This window comes from Rhizobium atlanticum, assembly GCF_030182485.1.
GTDB lineage: Bacteria > Pseudomonadota > Alphaproteobacteria > Rhizobiales > Rhizobiaceae > Rhizobium.
On the sequence record NZ_JAQJCJ010000026.1, the window covers coordinates 29,812 to 51,747 of the forward strand.

Annotated in this window: 21 protein-coding genes; all 21 read left to right on the plus strand. The window is 57.2% G+C overall.

From position 1 onward, the window contains the following. The first annotated feature begins 5 nt into the window (after positions 1-5). The 21 genes from pseC (at position 6) to PH551_RS28540 (ending at position 21,933) form a co-directional block, all read left to right on the plus strand. Positions 6-1,178, plus strand: coding sequence for a UDP-4-amino-4,6-dideoxy-N-acetyl-beta-L-altrosamine transaminase (gene pseC, locus PH551_RS28440; protein WP_285195985.1), 1,173 nt, complete (start codon positions 6-8; stop codon positions 1,176-1,178). Next, entirely contained in the window at positions 1,175-2,044 is an 870-nt protein-coding gene (locus PH551_RS28445) for an aldo/keto reductase (RefSeq protein ID WP_285195987.1), read from the plus strand. The genes pseC and PH551_RS28445 overlap by 4 nt, the downstream gene beginning before the upstream one ends. Beyond that, positions 2,041-4,074, plus strand: a complete 2,034-nt coding sequence (locus tag PH551_RS28450) for an aminotransferase class III-fold pyridoxal phosphate-dependent enzyme (protein WP_285195988.1) — start codon at positions 2,041-2,043, stop codon at positions 4,072-4,074. Before PH551_RS28445 ends, PH551_RS28450 begins: the two co-directional genes overlap by 4 nt. After that, the gene (pseG, locus tag PH551_RS28455; protein WP_285195989.1) at positions 4,049-5,731 is read left to right on the plus strand and encodes a UDP-2,4-diacetamido-2,4,6-trideoxy-beta-L-altropyranose hydrolase; all 1,683 of its coding nucleotides are present in this window, start codon (positions 4,049-4,051) and stop codon (positions 5,729-5,731) included. Before PH551_RS28450 ends, pseG begins: the two co-directional genes overlap by 26 nt. After that, a complete protein-coding gene (gene pseI, locus PH551_RS28460) occupies positions 5,706-6,770 on the plus strand; it encodes a pseudaminic acid synthase (RefSeq protein WP_285195991.1) in 1,065 nt (354 codons plus the stop codon). Before pseG ends, pseI begins: the two co-directional genes overlap by 26 nt. A 45-nt stretch (positions 6,771-6,815) precedes the next feature. After that, positions 6,816-7,550, plus strand: coding sequence for a cytidylyltransferase domain-containing protein (locus tag PH551_RS28465; RefSeq protein ID WP_285195993.1), 735 nt, complete (start codon positions 6,816-6,818; stop codon positions 7,548-7,550). Then, on the plus strand, positions 7,547-8,446 hold the full coding sequence (locus tag PH551_RS28470) for a glycosyltransferase family protein (protein WP_285195995.1): 900 nt from the start codon (positions 7,547-7,549) through the stop codon (positions 8,444-8,446). Before PH551_RS28465 ends, PH551_RS28470 begins: the two co-directional genes overlap by 4 nt. Beyond that, positions 8,439-9,422, plus strand: coding sequence for a Gfo/Idh/MocA family protein (locus tag PH551_RS28475; protein ID WP_285195998.1), 984 nt, complete (start codon positions 8,439-8,441; stop codon positions 9,420-9,422). The genes PH551_RS28470 and PH551_RS28475 overlap by 8 nt, the downstream gene beginning before the upstream one ends. After that, complete coding sequence (locus PH551_RS28480) at positions 9,412-10,698, plus strand: DegT/DnrJ/EryC1/StrS family aminotransferase (protein WP_285195999.1); 1,287 nt, start codon at positions 9,412-9,414, stop codon at positions 10,696-10,698. Before PH551_RS28475 ends, PH551_RS28480 begins: the two co-directional genes overlap by 11 nt. Before the next feature lie 23 nt (positions 10,699-10,721). Then, positions 10,722-11,261, plus strand: coding sequence for a GNAT family N-acetyltransferase (locus PH551_RS28485; RefSeq protein ID WP_130681241.1), 540 nt, complete (start codon positions 10,722-10,724; stop codon positions 11,259-11,261). A gap of 58 nt (positions 11,262-11,319) precedes the next feature. After that, positions 11,320-12,039, plus strand: coding sequence for a phytanoyl-CoA dioxygenase family protein (locus PH551_RS28490; RefSeq protein ID WP_285196006.1), 720 nt, complete (start codon positions 11,320-11,322; stop codon positions 12,037-12,039). 11 nt (positions 12,040-12,050) lie between these two features. After that, a complete protein-coding gene (locus tag PH551_RS28495) occupies positions 12,051-13,550 on the plus strand; it encodes a hypothetical protein (RefSeq protein WP_285196008.1) in 1,500 nt (499 codons plus the stop codon). Between the two features lie 140 nt (positions 13,551-13,690). Further along, the gene (locus PH551_RS28500; protein ID WP_285196009.1) at positions 13,691-14,227 is read left to right on the plus strand and encodes an acyltransferase; all 537 of its coding nucleotides are present in this window, start codon (positions 13,691-13,693) and stop codon (positions 14,225-14,227) included. 69 nt (positions 14,228-14,296) lie between these two features. Then, complete coding sequence (locus PH551_RS28505) at positions 14,297-14,929, plus strand: class I SAM-dependent methyltransferase (protein WP_285196010.1); 633 nt, start codon at positions 14,297-14,299, stop codon at positions 14,927-14,929. Between the two features lie 8 nt (positions 14,930-14,937). Further along, positions 14,938-15,912, plus strand: a complete 975-nt coding sequence (locus PH551_RS28510; RefSeq protein ID WP_285196011.1) for a hypothetical protein — start codon at positions 14,938-14,940, stop codon at positions 15,910-15,912. After that, positions 15,909-16,904 (plus strand): NAD-dependent 4,6-dehydratase LegB, encoded by a 996-nt coding sequence (locus tag PH551_RS28515; protein ID WP_350223867.1) that lies wholly within the window; start codon positions 15,909-15,911, stop codon positions 16,902-16,904. Before PH551_RS28510 ends, PH551_RS28515 begins: the two co-directional genes overlap by 4 nt. Beyond that, positions 16,901-18,088, plus strand: coding sequence for a LegC family aminotransferase (locus PH551_RS28520; RefSeq protein ID WP_285196013.1), 1,188 nt, complete (start codon positions 16,901-16,903; stop codon positions 18,086-18,088). The genes PH551_RS28515 and PH551_RS28520 overlap by 4 nt, the downstream gene beginning before the upstream one ends. Beyond that, positions 18,085-18,702 carry an acetyltransferase gene (locus tag PH551_RS28525; RefSeq protein ID WP_285196014.1) on the plus strand — a complete coding sequence of 206 codons (618 nt, stop codon included), beginning with the start codon at positions 18,085-18,087 and terminating at the stop codon, positions 18,700-18,702. Before PH551_RS28520 ends, PH551_RS28525 begins: the two co-directional genes overlap by 4 nt. Then, complete coding sequence (neuB, locus tag PH551_RS28530) at positions 18,699-19,712, plus strand: N-acetylneuraminate synthase (protein ID WP_285196015.1); 1,014 nt, start codon at positions 18,699-18,701, stop codon at positions 19,710-19,712. Before PH551_RS28525 ends, neuB begins: the two co-directional genes overlap by 4 nt. After that, positions 19,709-20,884 (plus strand): UDP-N-acetylglucosamine 2-epimerase, encoded by a 1,176-nt coding sequence (gene neuC / locus PH551_RS28535; RefSeq protein WP_285196016.1) that lies wholly within the window; start codon positions 19,709-19,711, stop codon positions 20,882-20,884. Before neuB ends, neuC begins: the two co-directional genes overlap by 4 nt. Further along, positions 20,881-21,933, plus strand: a complete 1,053-nt coding sequence (locus PH551_RS28540; RefSeq protein ID WP_285196017.1) for a nucleotidyltransferase family protein — start codon at positions 20,881-20,883, stop codon at positions 21,931-21,933. Before neuC ends, PH551_RS28540 begins: the two co-directional genes overlap by 4 nt. The last annotated feature ends 3 nt before the right edge of the window (positions 21,934-21,936 follow it).

The following is a 21,936-nucleotide window of genomic DNA, read 5'->3' on the forward strand; positions in this document are numbered from 1 at the left end:
AGAAGATGATACCGTACGGCCGACAGGATATATCGCAAGCCGACATCGATTTCGTGATCGAGGTCCTGAAATCTGATTTCCTCACGCAAGGGCCGTTGGTTGGTCGTTTCGAAGAGGCTGTTGCGTCTTACTGCGGCACACCTTTCGCGGTGGCACTGAACAGCGCGACCTCTGCGCTGCATGTGGCCTGTCTGGCCTTGGAGTTGGGCCCGGGTGATGTTCTGTGGACGTCGCCAACGACGTTCGTCGCCAGCGCCAATTGCGCGCTCTATTGCGGGGCAGGGGTCGACTTCGTCGATATCGACCCGAAGACCTATAACATGAGCGTCGAGCGCCTAGCAGAGAAACTGGCTGAGGCCGAAAAGCTCGGAAAGCTGCCGAAGATCGTCGTCCCGGTACACTTGAGCGGCCAGCCCTGCGACATGGCGGCGATCAAGGCACTTGCCGACCGCTACGGTTTCAAGGTTATCGAAGATGCGTCGCACGCAGTGGGCGCGCGGTATCGCACAGGCGCCGGCGAGAAATTTACGCCGGTCGGCGACTGCCGCTTCAGCGACATCACGGTCTTCAGCTTTCATCCCGTCAAGATCGTCACGACGGGCGAGGGCGGCATGGCGTTGACGAAGGACCCTGTGCTCGCCGATCGCCTCCAGCGCTTTCGTAGCCACGGCATCACGAGCGATCGGGAACAGATGGTGCCGATGCCTGATGGCGAGATCTGGAACTACCAGCAGATCCTGCTTGGCTACAACTACCGCCTGACGGACATCCAGGCGGCGCTGGGCATCAGTCAGATGTCGCGGATCGACGACTTCATCCGCCAGCGCCATAGGATTGCCGAGCGCTACGACCGCGAGTTCGCCGGCCTGTCGATCACGACTCCCTGGCAGAGCCCAGAAATCTACTCAAGCTATCATCTCTATGTCATCCGCGTCAGGGATCAAGGCAGAACGCAGCGCGAACTCTATGACGGGCTGCAGCAAGCCGGTGTCAACGTCAATCTCCATTATATTCCGGTTTACCGGCAGCCCTATTTCCAGATAATGGGCTTCGAACGCGGCTATTGCCCCGAAGCCGAGGCCTATTTCACTCATGCGTTGAGCATCCCCATGTATCCCACGTTGACCGATGACGAGCAGAGCCATGTCATCGATGTCGTCCGGGGCATGTGCAAATGAAACTGGCGCTTGGGACCGCGCAATTCGGGCTCAACTATGGGATCGCCAACTCGGCCGGTCAGATCAGCGCTACTGAGGCCGTTGCTATTCTTGAAACGGCGAAGGCAAGCCGGATTGACACTCTTGACACCGCTGCTGCCTACGGCCACAGCGAGGCCAGTTTGGGAAGAGCTGGTGTCGCGGAGTTCAAGGTTGTCACGAAACTGCCGCCGATGCCGTCTGAGGTCGAAAAGCCGGATGTCTGGGTTCGCAAGCAGATAGAGGCTTCTCTCGCGAGACTTGGCGTGGATTCGGTGTATGGCTATCTGATGCACCGTCCGGAAGAACTCGCGGGTCGAAACGGGGACGCAGTTGCTTCTGCACTCCAGGAAGCCAAGCAGGATGGGCTCGTATCTCGTATCGGTATCTCCATCTACGACCCCCGACAGATCGATCTTGTTTCGGACCGTTTGGATATAGGCCTTGTCCAGGCGCCGCTGAACCTGCTGGACAGACGTATCGTCGATAGCGGCAAGGCCAAGCAGCTTTTTGAGAGAGGAATCGAACTGCATACGCGTTCGGCATTCCTGCAGGGACTTCTTCTCTTCGAACGGGATGCACTTCCTCCTGCCTTCCAGAGGTGGAGCGCACTCTTTGATCGCTGGCACGACTGGCTCGATACTGAACAGGTGGCTGCAACGAAGGCCAGCCTTGATTTTGCCTGCTCTCTTTCGGAAGTTCACCGCGTCGTCGTTGGCGTCGATACGCAAAGGCAACTCTCGATGCTCGTTGCTGGACTGAACAAGCCTGGCGTCAATGCCGGTTGGCCGGACTTACGGACTGCGGACTTGGACCTCATCAATCCGGCCAGATGGAAGCTCACTTGACCCGAAAACTCGTCGCTATCGTTCAGGCCCGGATGGGCTCGACACGTCTGCCGAACAAGGTGATGAAGCCAATAGGCGGAACACCGATGATCGGACTGCTTCTTGAACGGCTCGACCGCGCGCAGAATATCGATAGAATCGTGATTGCGACGTCGGATGACCCGCGCAACGATCCGCTAGACGCCTACGTCTCCGAGCTTGGTTTCGCAGTGTTCCGTGGCAGTGAGAACGACGTACTTGATCGATACTATCGAGCAGCCGCTGCCGTTGGCGCCACGGACGTAGCCCGTATTACCGGGGATTGCCCTTTCGTCGATCCGGCTCTCGTCGATGAATGTGCTGAAGCTTACATAGCCAGCGGCAGCGATTACCTATCGAATGTTGCCCCCCCTACTTATGCCGACGGACTTGATATCGAGATCTTTTCCTTTGCGGCGCTTGAGCGGGCATGGCGTGATGCGCCGAAAGGTTCTGAGCGCGAGCATGTGACCCCGTACATCAGGGAGTCCGGCAAGTTCACGACAGTCAACAAGGCGGGGGATATCGACTTCTCCGACAGTCGATGGACCGTCGATACACCGGAAGACTTCGAGGTGGCGAGCGCGGTTTTCCGCCACTTCCATCCGCAGACGGATTTTAGGTGGCGGCAGATCCTTGAACTCAGCAAGGAGAGGCCCGAACTATTCGCTGCAAATAACGCGACCCTGCGCAATGAGGGAATGAAGATGGGCACTGGCCAAAAACTCTGGCAACGCGCAAAGCGGGTTATTCCCGGTGGCAACATGTTGCTCTCGAAGCGCGCGGAGATGTTTCTACCAGACCAATGGCCGGCCTATTTCTCCAAATCGAAGGGTTGCAGGGTTTGGGACCTCGATGGCAACGAGTACATTGACATGTCCCTCATGGGCGTCGGGACAAATACACTTGGATACGGCCATCCGGAGGTAGACGAGGCAGTACTAAGCACGGTGCGCGACGGCAACATGTCGACACTGAATTGTCCGGAAGAAGTTTACCTTGCTGAGAAGCTGATCGAAATCAACCCGTGGGCCGACATGGTGCGTTTCGCCCGTTCCGGGGGAGAAGCGAACGCGATCGCAATCCGCATAGCGCGTGCCGCGAGCGGTCGAGACAAGGTTGCCGTTTGCGGCTATCACGGCTGGCACGACTGGTATCTTTCGGCCAACCTCGGCGAGGACGAGAGCCTCGCGGGTCATCTGCTGCCGGGCCTTGAGCCGCGCGGCGTTCCGCGCAATTTGCGTGGAACCGTTTATCCGTTCAACTACAACGATTTTCAAGCGCTGGAAGCATTGACGAGCGTCCATGACATTGGCGTCATCAAGATGGAAGTCGTGCGCAACAAGGGGCCTGAGGACAATTTCCTGCAGAAGGTCCGGGATTTGGCGACGCGCAAGGGTATCGTTCTTATTTTCGACGAATGCACCTCCGGCTTCCGAGAGACCTTTGGCGGCCTCTACAAGAAGTATGGCGTTGAGCCCGATATGGCGGTGTTCGGCAAGACTCTGGGTAACGGCTACGCGGTTACCGCTACGGTTGGTCGTGCTGAGGTTATGGAAGCAGCGCAGTCGACGTTCATTTCCTCGACTTTCTGGACCGAACGGGTCGGGTCTGCCGCAGCGCTCAAGACGCTCGAGGTCATGGAACGCGAACGGTCGTGGGAGACGATCACCGCGATTGGGGGCCAGGTGACGATGCGTTGGGAGACGCTTGCGAAGGAGCATGGCGTTTCAATCACGACGGCGGGCCTGCCTTCGTTGAGCACATACGCATTCAACAGTCCCAACGCTTTGGCCTACAAGACCTTCGTAACACAAGAGATGCTGGCAAAGGGCTACCTTGCGTCGACCAACTTTTACGCCTGTGTCGAACACAGACCAGAATTGATCGACGGTTACTTCGAAGCTCTCGATCCTATCTTCGCGACGATCAGAGAATGCGAGGACGGGCGCGACATAATGAGCCTTCTGAACGGTCCTGTTTGCCATGCAGGCTTCCGGAGGCTCAACTAACGGTGGAAGGCAGTCTGCTGTGACGCAGGGTGATGTAAAGCGCCGAAAAGTCCTATTCCGAGCCGACGCTTCGGAAACGATGGGGGCAGGGCATATCATGCGCTGCCTGACGCTTGCGGACGCCCTTGCCGTAGAATTCATCGACTGCGTATTTGTATGCCGATCTATTCCCGTGAGCCTAGCGCGCAGGATCGAGGCATCAGGTCACAGCGTGACAGTCATTGAGGCCACCTTTGGTGTGCCGGATGTCCTGACCGAGGCGATCTGGTCGATAGAAATGCAGGAGGAAGACGCGCGACATTGTCTTGACGCTGTCGCGGGGCAAGTCTTCGATTGGGTCGTTGTCGATCACTACGGCCTCGACGGGCATTGGCAGGCGGTCGCCCGCAGTCGAATACGGCGCATAATGGTCATCGATGATCTCGCTAACCGCGTCCATGATTGCGATCTGCTTCTCGATCAAAATCTGGGGCGCAAGCCCTCCGACTATGAAGGCCTTGTTCCACCGAGCGCGCGGGTATTGGCCGGTACTGAATTTGCACTTTTGCGCCCACAGTTCGCAGCTGCTCGCGCAGCGCGGTTGAGTAAACGGGAAAGTCTGTCTTTCTCGCGCCTCCTGATTTCGCTCGGTGGGGGCGATCCGCAGAACTTGACCGGCCGACTATTGAGCATGCTTGATGAAATGCAGTTGCCGGAAACGCTGCGCATCACGGTCGTACTTGGTGCGCTTGCACGCTTTGCGGACGATGTTCGCGAAGCGGCGCTAAAGGCAAGAAGACCCACCGAAGTATTGTTTGATGTCAACGACATGGCCGGGTTGATGGCGGAGTGTGATGTTGCCATCGGTGCCGCGGGGGCAACGGCCTGGGAGCGCTGCTGCGTCGGACTTCCAAGTATTGTGCTCGTGGTGGCCGAGAATCAAAGGCCAGGCGCGCTGGCTTTGGCCGAGGCGGGATGTGCACTTGTCGCCTTTTCGGACAAACCTGGCGGCCTCAGGGTTGAACTCGACGAAGCGTTTCGGGAATTGCTGTCGGGAGGGCGAGAGGCTATCTCGCGCAATATTGAGAATCTAGGCATCGATGGTCTCGGCGCCCAGCGCGTGGCACGGGCACTGGCACAGGTCGAAGCCACCATGTTGGTTGGAAGGTTACGTCGTGTTGGCGAGGCGGATCTTGATCTGCTGCTCGAATGGCGCAATGACAATGCAATCAGAATGTCGATGCTCACGCAGGATGTCATTGATCCGGACGAACATCGAGCTTGGTTCGATAAAGCTGCAATCAGCGCGGATCGGCGACTGTTGATTTTCGAGCGCGGAGGCGAACCATCAGGTTTCGTCAATTTCAGGATAGATCCTGCAAATCGAACCGCGACCTGGGGCTTTTACAAAGCGCCGGCTGCCGCACGCGGAACAGGCCGCCTACTGGGCAAGGCTGCACTGGATTACGCTTTCGGCCAGCTTGGTCTACACAAGGTCTGGGCCGAGGTTCTGCCGTCCAATGAGGCGTCGAACGGGATGCATGTCTCGCTTGGCTTCAGGCAGGAGGGGAAGCTCCGCGAAGCCTACAAGATCGGTGGCAGCTATAGTGATGTTGTGTACTATGGCCTGCTTGAGCAAGACTGGAATGACTATGCTGAAAACGAATGCAAACACTAATATCGAAATTGCGGGCCGTGGAATTGGAAACGGCTTCTCCCCCTTCGTCATTGCTGAGCTCTCGGCCAATCACAACGGCCGGCTCGATGTTGCCATGCGGATCGTTGAGGAGGCCAAAAAGGCGGGCGCGGATGCCGTAAAGATCCAGACCTATCGTCCGGACACGATCACCCTTGATAGCAATGCCGACGCCTTTAAGATCCACGGCGGACTTTGGGATGGCCGGACGCTTTATGAGCTATACGAAGAAGCTCATATGCCTTGGGAATGGCACAAGCCGCTTTTCGACCATGCGAAAAAGGTCGGAATCACCATCTTTTCGTCGCCCTTTGACAAGACCGCAATCGACCTCCTGGAAGACCTGAATGCACCAGCCTACAAGATCGCTTCCTTTGAGGCGATCGATCATGCGCTGATCCGCTATGCTGCATCGACGGGTAAGCCGATGATTATCTCGACGGGGATGGCGGACGATGAGGAAATTGAAGAGGCGATAGAGGCGGCGAGGTCGGGTGGCTGCCGGGAACTTGCCATTCTGCACTGCGTTTCGGGATATCCCGCCCCGCCTGAAGATTACAATCTTCGAACCATCCCCGACATGATATCGCGCTTTGGCGTGATCACCGGTCTCTCGGATCACACACTCGACAATACGACCGCGATCGCAAGCGTCGTGCTTGGCGCGTCCATCATCGAGAAGCACTTCACGCTAGACCGCAACGGCGGCGGCCCCGATGACAGTTTCTCTCTCGAGCCGGTCGATATGAAGGCGCTGTGCGACGGAGCGCGCACTGCCTGGCAAGCAATCGGCAACGTGGATTATGGCCGTAAGTCCAGCGAACAGGGCAATGTGCAGTTTCGCCGTTCACTCTATTTTGTCAGGGACATGCGCGCAGGCGAAACGATCACCGAGGACAGTATCCGGAGTGTTCGTCCCGGTTACGGGCTTGCGCCCAAGCACCTGGACAGCCTTGTCGGTCGCAGGCTCAAGGTGGACGTCGTTTTTGCGACGCCCGTCTCCTGGGATGTTGTCGAATAGAGCAAGCAGCGCGCCGAGTTTTCTGGCGTCGACCGAAAGGCAGACATGAAGATCGTTTCGACAATTGAAGCCCGCATGACTTCGAGCAGGCTGCCGGGCAAGCCGCTTCTGGACGCGGCGGGACGGCCTATGCTGGAGCATCTTGTGCGCCGCCTGAAGGCTGTTCCCTCGATAGACGACATCGTGCTTGCGACGACCTTGAACGCGGCTGACCAACCGCTAGTCGATCTTGCCGCTGAACTGGGGATCAAGGCGTTCCGTGGATCGGAGGACGACGTGATGCTGCGTGTCATCGAGGCGGCTCGGTCAGCAGATGCCGATGTCATCGTCGAGATTACCGGCGACTGCCCGGTCATAGATCCCGAAATCATCGAGCAGGCTATTCGCACGTTCAAGGCACACCAGGCGGATTATGTTAGCAACGCGGTCATTCGAAGCTATCCGGACGGCATGGATGTGCAAGTCTTCGCGCTCGATACATTGATCAAATCGGCAACGATGACGGATTCGGCACTCGACCACGAGCATGTCACTCTGCACATTCGCGACAATCCGGAGATCTTCTCGCAGATCCATCTTGTCGCCCCGCCAGAGCAGACGTGGCCGGAGCTTGGTCTGACGCTGGACGAAAAAAGCGATTACGTCCTGCTGAAGAAGGTCATCGAGCACTTCGACGCATCCAACCCGTTGTTCTCCTGCCGCGATGCGGTCCGTTATCTGCGTGCGAATCCCGATCTTCTCGACCTCAACAGGGATGTTGTCCGGAAGGGGAATACGTGACCGTCGCACTGGTCTCCCACGATGCAGGCGGAGCCGAGATACTGAGCAGCTGGGCGTTGCGCAGCCCGGAGCCATGCATTCTGGTTGCCGATGGCCCCGCTGTTTCCATTTTTCGGCGCAAATGCCCAGAGCTTCTGTCGGTCACGCTGCGTGAAGCTGTCGCGGCAGCCGACTGGCTGCTCTGCGGCTCAGGCTGGCAGTCTGGGCTCGAGCGCGAAGCGATACGTGCCGGACGCGCGGCTGGCAAGAAGACCGTGACCTTCCTCGATCACTGGGTGAATTATCGCCAGCGTTTTGAAGAAAATGGGAAGTTGATCCTGCCGGACGAAATACGGGTCGGCGACATCGATGCGCTGCGCATAGCCAAGGCGACCTTCCCCGACCACCCTATCGAGTTGGAAGATAATCCGTACCTCCTCGATCTCCGTGACCAGATCGCAACTGCTGCCGCGCCGCAGCAGTCACAAGCTGGTTCTGGCGCTATCCTCTATGTTTGCGAGCCCATCGCCGACCATGCTGAACAGGCTTATGGTGATGCCAGATATTTCGGCTACACCGAGCACGATGCTCTTCGCTTCTTCCTGGATAACGCAAGCCTTCTGGACAACCATGGGCGACACATTCTTATCCGCCCACACCCTTCAGAGAAGGCAGAAAAATATGCCTGGGCGAAGGAAGCCACTCAACGGCCGATTTCTTTTGGCGGTGACGGGACGCTGTTGGAGGAGACGCTTGGTGCCGACATCGTCGTGGGATGTGAGTCGATGGCGCTGATTGTCGGGTTGCTTGCCGGGAAGCGCGTGGTTTCGTCCATTCCTCCAGGCGGGCGAACATGCCAGTTGCCTCATGCGGGCATCGAACACCTCGCGATCCTGGAGACCGCTGCCCGTGGTTAAAGCCAAGCGCTGCCTCATTGTCGGACTGGGCCAGATTGGGGCGGGCTATGATATCGACTCCAGACCTGACGGCGGGATTTACACACATGCGCGGGCGATCGCGCTGCATCCGTCGTTTGAACTCGTTGGCGGAGTGGATCCGGTTGAATCACAACGCCAACGCTTTCAGGTAAGATATGGCGTAGAGGCCTTTGAGAGTATCGGGCTCGCAATGCGTCGCCTACGACCGGAGATCGTCGTGATCGCGACACCCGCCGAGTTGCACTTGCGCCACGTGGAGCAGGTGCTCGCGGTCAACACCCCCGAGATCATCATCTGCGAGAAGCCGCTCGCTCTTTCGGAAGCTGAAGGCGCTGAGTTGGTGCGCCGTTGCGAAGAGGCGGGCGTGCCTCTCTTCGTCAATTTCATCAGGCGATCGGAACCCGGAACGATCGAAGTTCGCCGTCGCATCGAGGCAGGCGAGATCGCCGCGCCGCTGAAAGGCTCCTTCTGGTACTCGAAAGGCCTGTTCAACAACGGCTCGCATTTCATCAACTTGCTGCAGTATTGGCTGGGTGCGATTAAGGAACATGCGGTTCTCGACGAGGGACGCCACTGGGCGGGCTCCGATCCTGAACCGGATGTTCGCATTGTGTTCGACCACGGATCCGTGGTCGTTCAAGCCGCCTGGGAAGAAGCCTTCTCGTTCTATGGGGGGGAGCTCCTCAGCCAGTCTGGCCGGTTGGCCTACCGTAACGGCGGCAGTCTGATCGAGTGGCAAGGCCTCAGCTGCGACGAGAACTTTACCGGCTACAGTGTGCTTTCAGCAGAGGTGGAGAACATCCACAATGATATGGACAGGTACCAATGGCATGTGTACGAACAGCTCTCGCATTTTCTTGCCGACGAGCCTTCTGAACTATGCAGTGGCCGCGAGGCATTGGCGACGTTGCGGGTCGTTGCGGCGATAGCCGGACGCTACAGGAATGAAATCTGATATGGAAAGACTGGCACTTTTCGGCGGATCCAAGGTCATAGACGCGCCCCTTGAGCGCTACAATTCTATGGGCGAAGAGGAAGTCACGGCAGCAAGCGCGGTCGTTGCAAGCGGCGTTCTATCCAAGTTCATTGGAGGCTGGGAGCCGGACTTCTACGGCGGCCCAAAAGTCCAAGAATTTGAACGCCAATGTGAAGCCTACTTCAACGTCAGACATGCCGTCACAGTGAACTCCTGGACGTCCGGGCTCATTGCAGCTGTCGGCGCTATCGGCATCGAGCCGGGCGATGAGGTCATCGTCTCGCCTTGGACGATGTGCGCCAGCGCGACCGCTATTCTTCAGTGGAACGCAATACCTGTATTCGCCGACATCGAGACGGAGACTTTTTCTCTCGATCCCGCCTCGATCGAGGCGAACATAACGCCTTATACGAAGGCGATCATGGCAGTCGATATCTTCGGGCAGTCTTGCGACATGGAAGCCCTGATGGATATTGCGCGCCGACATAACCTGAAAGTTATCTGCGATACGGCGCAGGCTCCGGGCGCGCTCTACAATGGCGCCTATGCAGGGACGCTGTCGGATGTCGGTGGTTATAGCCTGAACTACCACAAGCACATCCATACCGGCGAGGGCGGCATTCTCGTCACGAATGACGACACGCTCGCCGAAAAGATGCGTCTTATCCGGAATCATGCCGAGGGCGTGGTTGGTGGAAGAGGAACGAACGACCTCGTCAACATGGTTGGGTTCAATTTCCGGCTCGGTGAGATCGAATGTGCGATTGGTATCGAGCAGCTGAAGAAGCTCGCTGGCTTCGTGGAGAGCCGTCAGGTCGCGGCAGATCGACTCACAGCGGGCCTCTCCGGCCTAAAGGGTTTACGCACGCCAGTCGTCCGTGATGGCTCGACGCACGTTTATTATGTCTATCCCATGGTGCTTGATATCGAGGCGCTCGGCGTTTCGCGCGCGCGGATTGTCGAGGCATTGGAAGCCGAAGGCCTCGAAGGTTTGGCGGCAGGGTATGCGAACGTACACTTGCTGCCGATGTACCAGAAGAAAATCGCCTTCGGAAATTCCGGTTTCCCGTGGACCTCGGATATCTGCAAGCGCGACGTAAGTTACGCCAAGGGTATCTGCCCAGTTGCCGAACACCTTCATGATGTCTCTTTCCTCGGTTTCGAGATGTGCCTGCACCGCTTGACCGCTCAGGAAGTCGACAGGGTTGTAGCCGTGTTTCAGAAGGTTTGGGCTAATCTGGACACGTTGCGCTGACGTCTGCGAGAGTGGAACATTCCATGCCAAGTGTCGGATTTAGCGATTTACGAGGCAAGCTAGTCGGTTTGCGCGTATTCCAAAGCTCGGACATAACTGCCGAGTATATTTCATGGCTCAATGACCCAGAGGTGACGCGGTACAGCAACCAGCGCTTCATTCATCACACCGAGGAAAGTTGCAGATCTTATCTGGCAAGCTTTGCTGGCAGTTCAAACGGGTTCTGGTCGGTGTGCCGCCTGGAAGACAATAGGCCGATAGGTACCATGACAGCCTACGTTGCCGAATATCACGGGACCGTGGATATCGGGATAATGATTGGATGCCGCGATGTTTGGGGGCAGGGTTACGGTCAAGATGCATGGAATACGGCTGTCGATTGGTTTCACTTTCAAGCAGGGCTTCGCAAAGTGACAGCAGGAACCATGCGCTCGAACCGGTCGATGATGCGATTGCTAGAGCGCTCAGGCATGACGTTGGAGTGCGTTCGCCCGCGACAAGAACTGCTGGACGGTACGCCACAGGACCTGTGTTATTTTGCCAAGTACAACGAAGAGCGGTAGCCCTGAAAAGTATACCGTGTAAATCTACAATGTCTCGAACGAAGCTGGTGGAATCACAATGCCTGCGCTGAAGTCGCAACTGGTCGGTATCAGGTCCCGTATTCTTGAGTTGTCGCATCGCTTCGCGCATGCGAGAAAAGTATTCTCGAAGCGGTTTTTCACGCTCGCGATACCGGGTCATGTTCAGCTGGACGAGAGTTTCGTTTTTGAGGTGCCTCGCGCCAAGGATCGCGGTGCGAAGGCGCCAGACGGAAAATACTACAGCAAATACTACAATCTTCAGTGGAAAGAGCTGCCGGCGGGCATCAAGGACGCGATCCGCAAGTACGATTCCGTAATCCGGATGTACCTTGGCGACGACTATCTAATCAATGATGGTTTGATTTGGCGCAACATGTCGATTCCGCCTGAGTTCAAGGGAAATGAGCTTTTCAGCCAATACTGGCACTACGACAAAGTCGTTGATTTCAGAAATATTCAGCTGTTCGTTTTGCTGCATGACACGACTGAGGATGATGGTCCCTTCGAGTACGTAGTGGAACCCGATGAGCATAACTTGATGCCGTCGGTGCTGAAGCGCACGAATATGGATGTTGGTGTTAAGACCGCCAAATTGACGGGGAAACGTGGTGACTGCTTCCTTTTCTCGACGGGTTCAACGCCGCATCGCGCAGGTGTTCCCGCCGAAGGTCGGCACCGCGATATCTTCAGCATCGCATTCTTCCCGGCCTACACGAAGATAGGGACGAGCTCCAAAGCGCTCCTGTCGGAAAGCTGAGCACTTCGCCGATGGAAACGATGCGCAGGACGCTTCTGATCGAGCCCTATGGTTACGTTCGCGAACGCTTCGAGCCCGATGCGCGCATCGCCATCTACGCCAGCAAGACCGTCAAATGGCGGCTTGCTGAGCACGAACAGGTCTTTGATATCGTTCATCCTGTGGATGAGACTTTTAGTCATCTAGCTGATGTTGATTTCGAGGATGTGAAGGCAAGGATCAGCGCGAATATTCCTCTTTTCTATCGCTGGATGGGGGAGAGTGATACCTATGAAGACAATCAGCGTTCCTTCTTGATTTTTGTACTGCGCTTGACTGAGGTGTTGAGACGTCTGGAGGTCGCGCACGCGATTTTCTTTACGGGTGTTGCGCACCACGTTGAGTACACGCTCATCGAGATCGCCTGCCGGCTTGCCAACGTAAAGCAAGTCTTTCTGTATCCAATGCCGTTTGGGGCCGGAGGGCGGCTGCTGCCAGTGGTGCAGACGAATTCCATCAAGGATCGCGAATTTCTCGGGCTCGAGTTGTCGGGTGTCGATTTTCGGGACGATGTCATCGCCTATCGCGACAACTATCTTGCGCGTGGCGTTCCTAAGCAGAACGAGCGTATCGGTGGCCCGGCGGTCAGCCGCTCGTACGCCTACTTCAAGCTCGCCGAACGCGAGGCAAGGCAACGCGCAAAGAAGATTGTAAGGAAGCAACCTGCTGTCCCACATTTGATCGATCGACGCAGGGGATATGGCTTGTCGGCAATGTCCCGTGTGATCAATCGGCAGAAATACGCGCTGGATTACTATTCGTCGAAGGCAATCTCGAACGAGGAAGCTGAACGGCTGATCGCAAGAGAAAATCCATTGCCGCTCCTCTATGCTCACTATCAGCCGGAGGCTTCAACCTTTCCCGAAGGCGGTTCGTTCAGCGACCATCTCGATGTCGTGCTGGCGATCAGAAGGGCAGGTTACTCCGGGAAAATTCCTTACAAGGAACACCCGGGTAGCTGGATCTACTATTCCAAGATTACGGGATTTTCGCTCGTCGGGATCGCGCGCTCCGTCGAATACTATCACCAGCTTGAAGCGTTGGGATGTGTCTTTCTGCAGCCGCGTTTCCGTCCGGGTGATGCAATGATGCGGCAGGTCTTACCAGTAACAATTACCGGGTCTATTGCCGTCGAACGTAGCCTCACGGGGTGGCGAACCTGCTGTGCCGGTGTTCCGTGGTTCAAGCACGCACCGGGTGTGACCGGGATCGATGATTGCTTCGGGCCAGATGGAATTTTCTACGATCCGGAAAAGTGGAGAACCGGCGAGCACGAGGGCATTGACTGGTTTGCGGAGCATCTGTCGCGCAAAACGGTTACAAACTATCCAGGTATCGGCACCGGGGTAGCCTCTACGAGCGAGAGCGACAAGCAGGAATTCCTTGGCGAACTTCGGCTCATGATCGATGCTCTCGCCTTGTCTGTTCAGCCGAACGAGACAGATGCATTGCCTCAGGCGGGTGCTGTGTGAATTTTCTATCTAGAATCATCCGCAAACTCACACGAATATCGACGTCTCTTTGCTTCCGAGTGACGCGCGGTCTGTTCACCGGGACGATCCGGATAGATTCGGGCTCCATTGCCAGAACTTCATGGGGCAGGGGGGTGATCTTGCGGGGCGTTGTTGCGATCGACGATGCTTCGCTGGAGATCGGCAGATCGTGCAGCATAGCAAAGGGAGCGGAAGTCGGCGTGGCAGGTAAGGGCGCGGTCGTCCTTCACGACGGAGTGTCGCTGGGCCCGAGAACCATCGTGTCAACGACCGGCGGGCGGATTGAAATCGGGAAGAATACGTCCTTCTTTTCGGATGGTCTCGTTTCCGGCGAAGTTAGCATTGGTGCTGATTGCCTGTTTGCCAACAATGTCACCGTGCTCACCGGTACGCACGAAATCTACGGTGAAGGGACAATCCGAGAGAACGACGCTGCCGCCAGCCGGAAACCCGGTTACAAACCTTTCCGGCCTGTTTCGATCGGCGGGGATTGTTGGTTGGGCGCAAACAGCGTGATTCTCCCGGGGGTAACGTTGGGCCGCGGTTGCGTCGTCGGTGCGAATGCGGTTGTCACGAAGAGTTTTCCGGATTATTCGATCCTCGCAGGCGTACCTGCGGCAGTCATAGGCTCTCGCCGTGACACAAAGATAAAATAGCCATTCTACCGAAAGTCCGACCGAAACCCGCATGAGGTTCCCATGACGCCTGCCCCAATCCACGCACTGATGATGAAGGGCCGCTCGGCCGTCCGGAAAGCGGTGAACCTCGTGTTCGGCAAGGATGGCAAGGCGATCCATGTCAAGCCTGGTTCCGTTTCCGGCCTCAGGGTCCATCTCGGTGCGGGCCCAATCAACCTGCAGGGCTGGGTGAATATCGATGCACGCGAAGCTCCGCATATTCACCTGATCGCGAACAACTTCGATCTCGTTGAGTTCGCCGATGGAACCGTCGCCGAAATATACTTGTGCCATGTGCTCGAGCACTTCTCGTTTGAGGAGTCCGAACAGCTGCTGCGCAATTTTCGGAAGAAGCTGAAGCCAGGCGGCACGCTACGTATTTCCGTTCCGCATTTCGATCACCTGGTCGCGATCTATCAGGCAAACAGCAACAACCTCGAAATTGTGAAGCGCGCGCTGATGGGTGGGCAGGACTACGAATACAATTTCCACAAGTCGATATACAACAAGGCGCTGCTCTCCAGGCTCATGCTCGCCTGTGGTTATGCGAACCCGCAGGAGTGGACCACCGCCGGTGAGTTTGGCGCTGACCTCGGCGACTGGTCCAATAAGAATTTCGATACGCCAGCCGGGAGCTTTCCGGTGAGCCTGAATATCAAGGCCGTTGTCGCCGGCACCTGATAGAAGTCATGACCAGATCTGTCTCCATCGTTGCGTCCACGCTTCCAATCGCTTTTCTGGCGGCGCGCGCGGAAGCGCTGGGCGTCCATCGGATCGTGGCGACGTCGGCCAACTTGAATCGCTCGTACGGCTATCTCGCCCGCAAGATCGGTCGCGAGATGGAAATCGAGACAACGCCGCCGGGCTTCGTTCGCCAATCGCTCTACTTCGCGCTCCTGGTCGCAAAGTGCAGGTTTCTCGGTCGAAGGCTCGTCATTTTCCACGAATGCTGCATGCCCGTGTTGGATCTCTTGATCCTGCTCCTTCGTCCGAAGGGGGATCATTTCCCTCAAGTCTCCATGCTAGGCTCCATCCCTATGGACATTTCGGCAGCACCGAAATCCAAACTTTTGACGTTGCTTAGGCTGTGCCGCCTGGATCGGTTCTTCGTGCTTTATTACTCGCCGCCGGTCGGAGACAATCCCGGCGAGTACAGCCTGTCGGTAAAGGCCTACCCTCGTTCGATTGTGAGTCACCCGGTAGGTTATGCCGGAGAGGCATCGTCGGCGCCAAGGGAGACAGCAAAGTCGCCCGCCATTCTGCTGCTGACCGGCAAGGCTCATTCGCGAGATGAGGACCAGAACGCGATCTTTCATGAAATAGTAGAGCTCGCGGTAAAACGCGGCTTCCGATGCGATGTGAAGGATCATCCGAACCCGTATTTCCGGTTGGGTTTTGCCAGCGAGGCCGCACGGTCCATCGATCCGGAGATGCCATCTGAGCTTCTGGATGACGATTATGCGCTCGTTATCGGCGCGTCCTCGACAGGATTGCTCAGATATGGCAATCGAGCGTTCAGTATCATGGAAATGCTGCCGTCGCTTTCGGCGGATGAAATCGGCTTGGCGAAGAAGCACTTTGATATGGCGGCACCCGGGCACACGCTTCGTTATCTCGAGAGCCTGCAGCAGCTGGAATCGATTCTTGAGGAGCTCAGTCTATGAAGATCTTGGTAACGGGCGCTGATGGCTTCATCGGTTCTCATTTGACGGAAGCCCTCGTCCGAGCCGGCCACGACGTGCGCGCGTTCGTTCTCTACAACTCCTTCGGCTCGTGGGGCTGGCTGGATTCGAGCGCGCCCGAAATCCGCAAGAGCCTCGACATCTTTGCCGGAGATGTCCGCGACCCACATGGCGTGAAGACCGCTATGAAGGGCTGTGACGCGGTTCTTCATCTTGCCGCGCTGATCGCGATCCCATACTCCTATCATTCTCCGCAGTCCTACGTGGAAACGAATATCACCGGGACGTTGAACGTGTTGCAGGCGGCGCGCGAACTCGAGGTCGGGCGCGTCATCCACACGTCTACCAGCGAGGTTTACGGGACCGCCCGCTTTGTCCCGATCACCGAAGATCACCCGTTGCAGGGGCAGTCCCCGTATTCCGCCACCAAGATCGGCGCGGACCAGCTCGCGCTGTCGTTCCATGCGGCCTTTGGCACGCCGGTTGTCGTCGCACGGCCCTTTAACACCTATGGGCCGCGCCAATCAGCGCGCGCGGTAATTCCGACCATCATCTCGCAGATCGCTGCCGGCAAGCGGCAGATCAAGCTCGGCTCGATCTCGCCGACGCGTGATTTCAGTTTCGTCGCGGACACGGTTTCGGCTTTCCTTGCTGTTTTGAATTCCAGCAAGGGGCTGGGCGAGGTCATAAACTTTGGCAGCAACTTCGAGATATCGATCGGCGAAACCGCCGAACTCATCGCCGAGGCGATGAACGCCGAGATTGAAATTCTGACCGACGAGGCCAGGATCAGGCCGGACAAGTCCGAAGTCGAACGGCTTTGGGCGGACAACTCGAAGATGCGCGGCCTTTTCGACTGGGCGCCGCTTTACGGTGGCCGGGATGGTTTCAGACGTGGTATTGAAGAAACGGCGTCATGGCTCGCTCGGCCCGAGAACTTGAGCGGATACAAACCGGATATCTACAATCTATGATCGATGATATCGAAAAGCCTTCGCTGCGTGCTGATCTGGGCACCGCTATCGTCGGAGCGATTGAGGAGGTTCTTGGCCCGGTCAAGGCCGATCTTCACGCCCCCGTCTTCGCCGGCAATGAATGGGCGTACCTGAAGGATTGCCTCGATTCCACGTTCGTGTCGTCGGTCGGCACTTACGTCGATCGTTTCGAGCGGGACCTTGCCACCTTCACCGGTAGCGCGCACGCGGTTGCCGTTGTGAACGGCACGGCCGCCCTCCACGTTGCGCTTCTGCTTGCAGGGGTCGAGCGAGGAGACGAGGTTCTCGTGCCGGCTCTGACCTTTGCTGCAACGGCCAATGCCGTCAGCTATTGCGGCGCCGTTCCTCATTTCGTTGACAGCAGCGACGACACGCTCGGAGTCGATCCCGAAGCGCTCGACAGCTGGCTTTCTTTCAAGACCGAGCAGGTGCGTGGGTTATGCGTTAACCGCGACACCGGTAGGGTCATTCGGGCCGTCGTGCCCATGCACACGTTCGGTCATCCGTGCGATATGGGTGGTCTGTTGCGTGTCGCGCGCAAACACTCGTTGCAGATAGTAGAAGATGCCGCAGAGTCTCTCGGTAGCTACTATCACGGTCGCCACACCGGTACCTTCGGTCTGATCGGCACCTTGAGCTTCAATGGCAACAAGACGCTCACAACTGGTGGCGGCGGAGCAATTCTGACCAACGACGAGCAATTGGCTCGACGTGCCAAGTTCATCACGACGACTGCCAAGCGCCCTCACAAATGGGAATATGTGCATGATGAGGTTGGATTCAACTATCGTCTGCCGAACCTGAACGCTGCCCTTGGATGCGCCCAGCTGGAGCAATTGCCAGGCTTCCTCAAGGCCAAGCGTGCGCTACACGAGAAGTACCGGCAGGTCTTCGCGCGGCTGGATGGTGTCGAACTCGTCCATGAGCCGGAGAACTGCACGAGCAATTACTGGCTTCAGGCCCTGAAGCTGAAGGAAGTGGATCTGCAGCTGCGCGACAGCATCCTCGAGCAGACGAACGCCGCGGGCTACATGACCCGCCCGGTCTGGAAGCTAATGCATGGCCTGCACCAATTTGAGGCCTGCCCTCGCGCGCCGCTCGACGTAGCCGAAAAGCTCGAAAAGACGCTGATCAACATTCCGAGTGGAGCGGGACTTGTGTGAGTGGTTTGCTTCTTGTCGGCGGCGGAGGGCATTGCAGATCCTGCATCGACGTCATAGAGGCTGACGCGCGCTACACTATCCGCGGCGTCGTGGATCGGCAGCCTGCCGCAGTCGCGGATCTGCTTGGCTATCCGCTTCTCGGTGATGACGCGATGCTGGCGTCCCTTCTGGAGCTTGAGCGCAACGCGCTGGTCACAGTTGGGCAGATCAAAAGTGCCGAGGCAAGAATCCGCCTCTATTCGCTTCTGAAATCGATCGACGCTGTGTTGCCCACCATCGTTTCCCCCCACGCCTATGTTTCGAAACATGCTGGTCTCGGTGAGGGAACGATCCTATTCCACGGCGCGATCGTCAACGCTCGCGCCTTCATCGCGCGGAACTGCATTGTCAACAGCCGGGCGCTCGTCGAACATGATGCCGTCGTCGGCGATCATTCCCATATATCCACCGGTGCAATCATCAACGGGAGTTGCCATATCGGCAACGGAACCTTCGTCGGGAGTGGGGCTGTCGTCCATAACGGCGTCAAGATTGGCTCGGGCTGCGTCATCGCGGCCGGAGCTGTAGTGAAAAACGACGTGCCGGATGGCACGCTAATGAGAGGCGACCAATGACAAAAGGACAGCACACGCTCGTCATTGCAGAGGCCGGCGTAAACCACAACGGCGATGTCGGGATCGCGCGCAGGCTTGTCGAAGCAGCGGCGGAAGCGGGCGCTGATCTGATCAAGTTCCAGACATTTACGGCCAACAAGATTGTCACGGCCACCGCGCCAAAGGCCGAATATCAGATGGCTGGCGGAGGCGGTTCGTCGTCGCAGATCGCGATGCTGCGCCAACTGGAGCTGTCGCCGGCGATGCACGAGGAGTTGGCGTCGTATTGCACCGAATATGGCATTGGCTTTTTCAGCACCGGCTTCGATATCGAGAACATCGATTATCTTCTCGGTCTGGGGCAACGCGTTATCAAGATACCCTCTGGTGAGATGACGAATCTTCCCTACCTGCGGCATGTAGGTTCGCTTGGTCTTGAAATCCTGATGTCGACTGGAATGTGTTCGCTCGGCGATATCGAGGCCGCAATCGATGCTGTCGAAGCAGCCGGAACCTCCCGGAGCGAGATCACCGTGCTCCATTGCAATACAGAGTACCCGACTCCCTATTCCGACGTAAACTTGTCGGCCATGACGAATATCGGGAAAGCGTTTGGTGTAAAAATCGGCTATTCGGACCATACGAACGGTATCGAGGTGCCCGTGGCTGCCGTCGCTCTCGGCGCAACCGTCATTGAGAAGCACTTTACCCTCGATCGCACGATGCCGGGTCCTGACCATGCGGCAAGCCTGGAGCCTGCAGAGTTGAAGGCGATGATCTCGGCGATCCGGAACATCGAACAAGCGCTGGGTGACGGTATCAAACGCCCCACAGCGAGTGAACGCAAAAACATCTCGATCGCTCGGCGCTCGATTGTCGCGCAAAAGACCATCCGGCAGGGCGACCTGTTCAACGCCGACAATATCTCAGCCAAACGGCCGGGCACGGGGATTTCTCCCATGCGATGGGACGAGGTCGTCGGTCGCGTGGCGAAACGTGATTTCGCACCAGACGAGTTGATCGAACTGTGAGAAAAATCTGCGTCATAACGGGCTCGCGCGCCGAATTCGGACTGTTGCGCTTGCTGATGGAAGCCATTCAGCGCTCGCCGGCCATGACCCTGCAGGTCGTTGCTACAGGCGCTCATCTGTCGCCCGAATTTGGTCTGACCTATCGCGAGATCGAGGCAGCCGGCTTTCAGATCGACCGCAAGGTCGAGATGCTCCTGAGTTCCGACACAAGCGTAGGGGTGACAAAGTCGATAGGTCTCGGCGTCATAGGCTTCGCCGATGCCCTGCAGGATCTCGATCCGGACCTAGTCCTCTTGTTGGGGGACCGGTACGAAATTCTCGGAGCCGCTACGGCGGCGATGATCGCACACAAGCCGATCGCCCATCTGCACGGCGGTGAAAAGACGGAAGGCGCATTCGACGACGCGATCCGCCACGCGATCACCAAGATGTCCCATCTGCATTTTGTTGCCGCCGAGGAATATCGTCGTCGGGTCATTCAGCTTGGAGAAGACCCCGCGCGTGTCCATCTCGTCGGTGCGCTTGGCATAGACAGCCTCATGCAAATGACTCTGATGAGCCTGCCTGAACTGGAGCAGAGCCTCGACTTCCAGTTGGGGAGCCGCAATCTGCTTGTCACGTTTCACCCCGAAACGTTATTGCCGGGCCTCGCGGAACGGCACACGAAAGAGCTTCTCGATGCGCTTGGCAGCCTTGAGGGCACCAACATCGTCTTCACCCTGCCGAATGCCGATACGGAAGGCAGAAAGGTTACGTCGATGATCGAGGCCTTCGTCGCCGAGCATTCCAACGCGCGTGCCTACACGTCTCTCGGGCAACTGCGATACCTTTCGCTGGTCGCCGCAGTCGATGCCGTCGTTGGCAATTCGTCGAGCGGTATCATCGAGGTGCCGAGCCTCAAGAAGCCGACGGTCAATATCGGTGAGCGGCAAAAGGGCCGTATCCGGGCCGCCAGTGTCATAGATTGCGAACCAAGGCGGGAGGATATCCTGCGGGCGATCGCGGCAACCTATGACCCGCACTACCGCAAGCAACTCGAAAGCAATGTGAACCCCTATGGTTCGGGCGGCGCGAGCAGTGCCATAGCGAATATTATCGAAAGCTGTGATCTTTCCGAACTGATCCGGAAGCAGTTTTACGATCTGGATTGGACTGGGAGCGCGGTCGAATGAGTGATTCTCAAATCTGGCGCAAAGCGTCCCTGAAGCTTGACGCGACCATAAAGGATGCGATCCAAAATCTGGATGCGGTTGCGATCAAGATCGTGCTCGTGGTCAACGAAGACGGGCAGCTTGAAGGCACCGTCTCGGACGGCGATATCCGGCGCGGCTTGCTCCGCGGTCTGACGATGGACAGTTCGATCTCGAGCATTGTGCATCGTGATGCTTTCGTCGTTCCGCCGGAACTTGGCCGCGAGACTGTGCTGCAGCTGATGAACCTGAACAAGGTTCAGCAGATCCCGATTGTTGACAAGGCACAAAGGGTCGTCGGGATTCATCTTTGGGATGAGATTACGGCGCCTGCTGAGCGGTCAAACCTCATGGTCATCATGGCGGGGGGCAGAGGTACACGGCTGATGCCGCATACGGAGAACTGCCCAAAGCCAATGGTTGAAATCGCGGGTAAGCCGATGATGGAGCATATCATCGAGCGGGCCAAATCGGAAGGTTTTCGCAACTTCCTGGTGTCGATCCATCACCTCGGAAACATGATCGAGGACTACTTTGGCAATGGCGCGGCATGGGGCGTAAACATCGCTTACCTCCGGGAAAACCAGCCGCTCGGCACCGCGGGAGCGTTGTCCTTGATCGATCCTCGCCCCAGCGAGCCGTTTATAGTTACAAACGGTGATGTAATAAGTGATATACGGTACGGGGAATTACTTGAATTCCATGTAAAGCATCAAGCCTCTGGAACAATGGCCGTCCGACTCTATGAATGGCAGCACCCATTTGGCGTCGTACACACGGATGGAATCAATATTATTGGCTTTGCGGAGAAGCCGGTTACCCGGAATCACATCAATGCGGGCGTTTACGCCTTAAATCCAGCAGTAATTGAAAGTCTTGTATTAGGCGAACAGTGTGACATGCCGACTTTATTTGAAAGATTACAGTCGCAGTCGATCCGTACGGTAGCTTATCCAATGCACGAGCCTTGGCTGGACGTCGGGAGGCCTGCCGACCTGGCGTCTGCGAACAGCTCGATAAAAAGGCATTGAGGA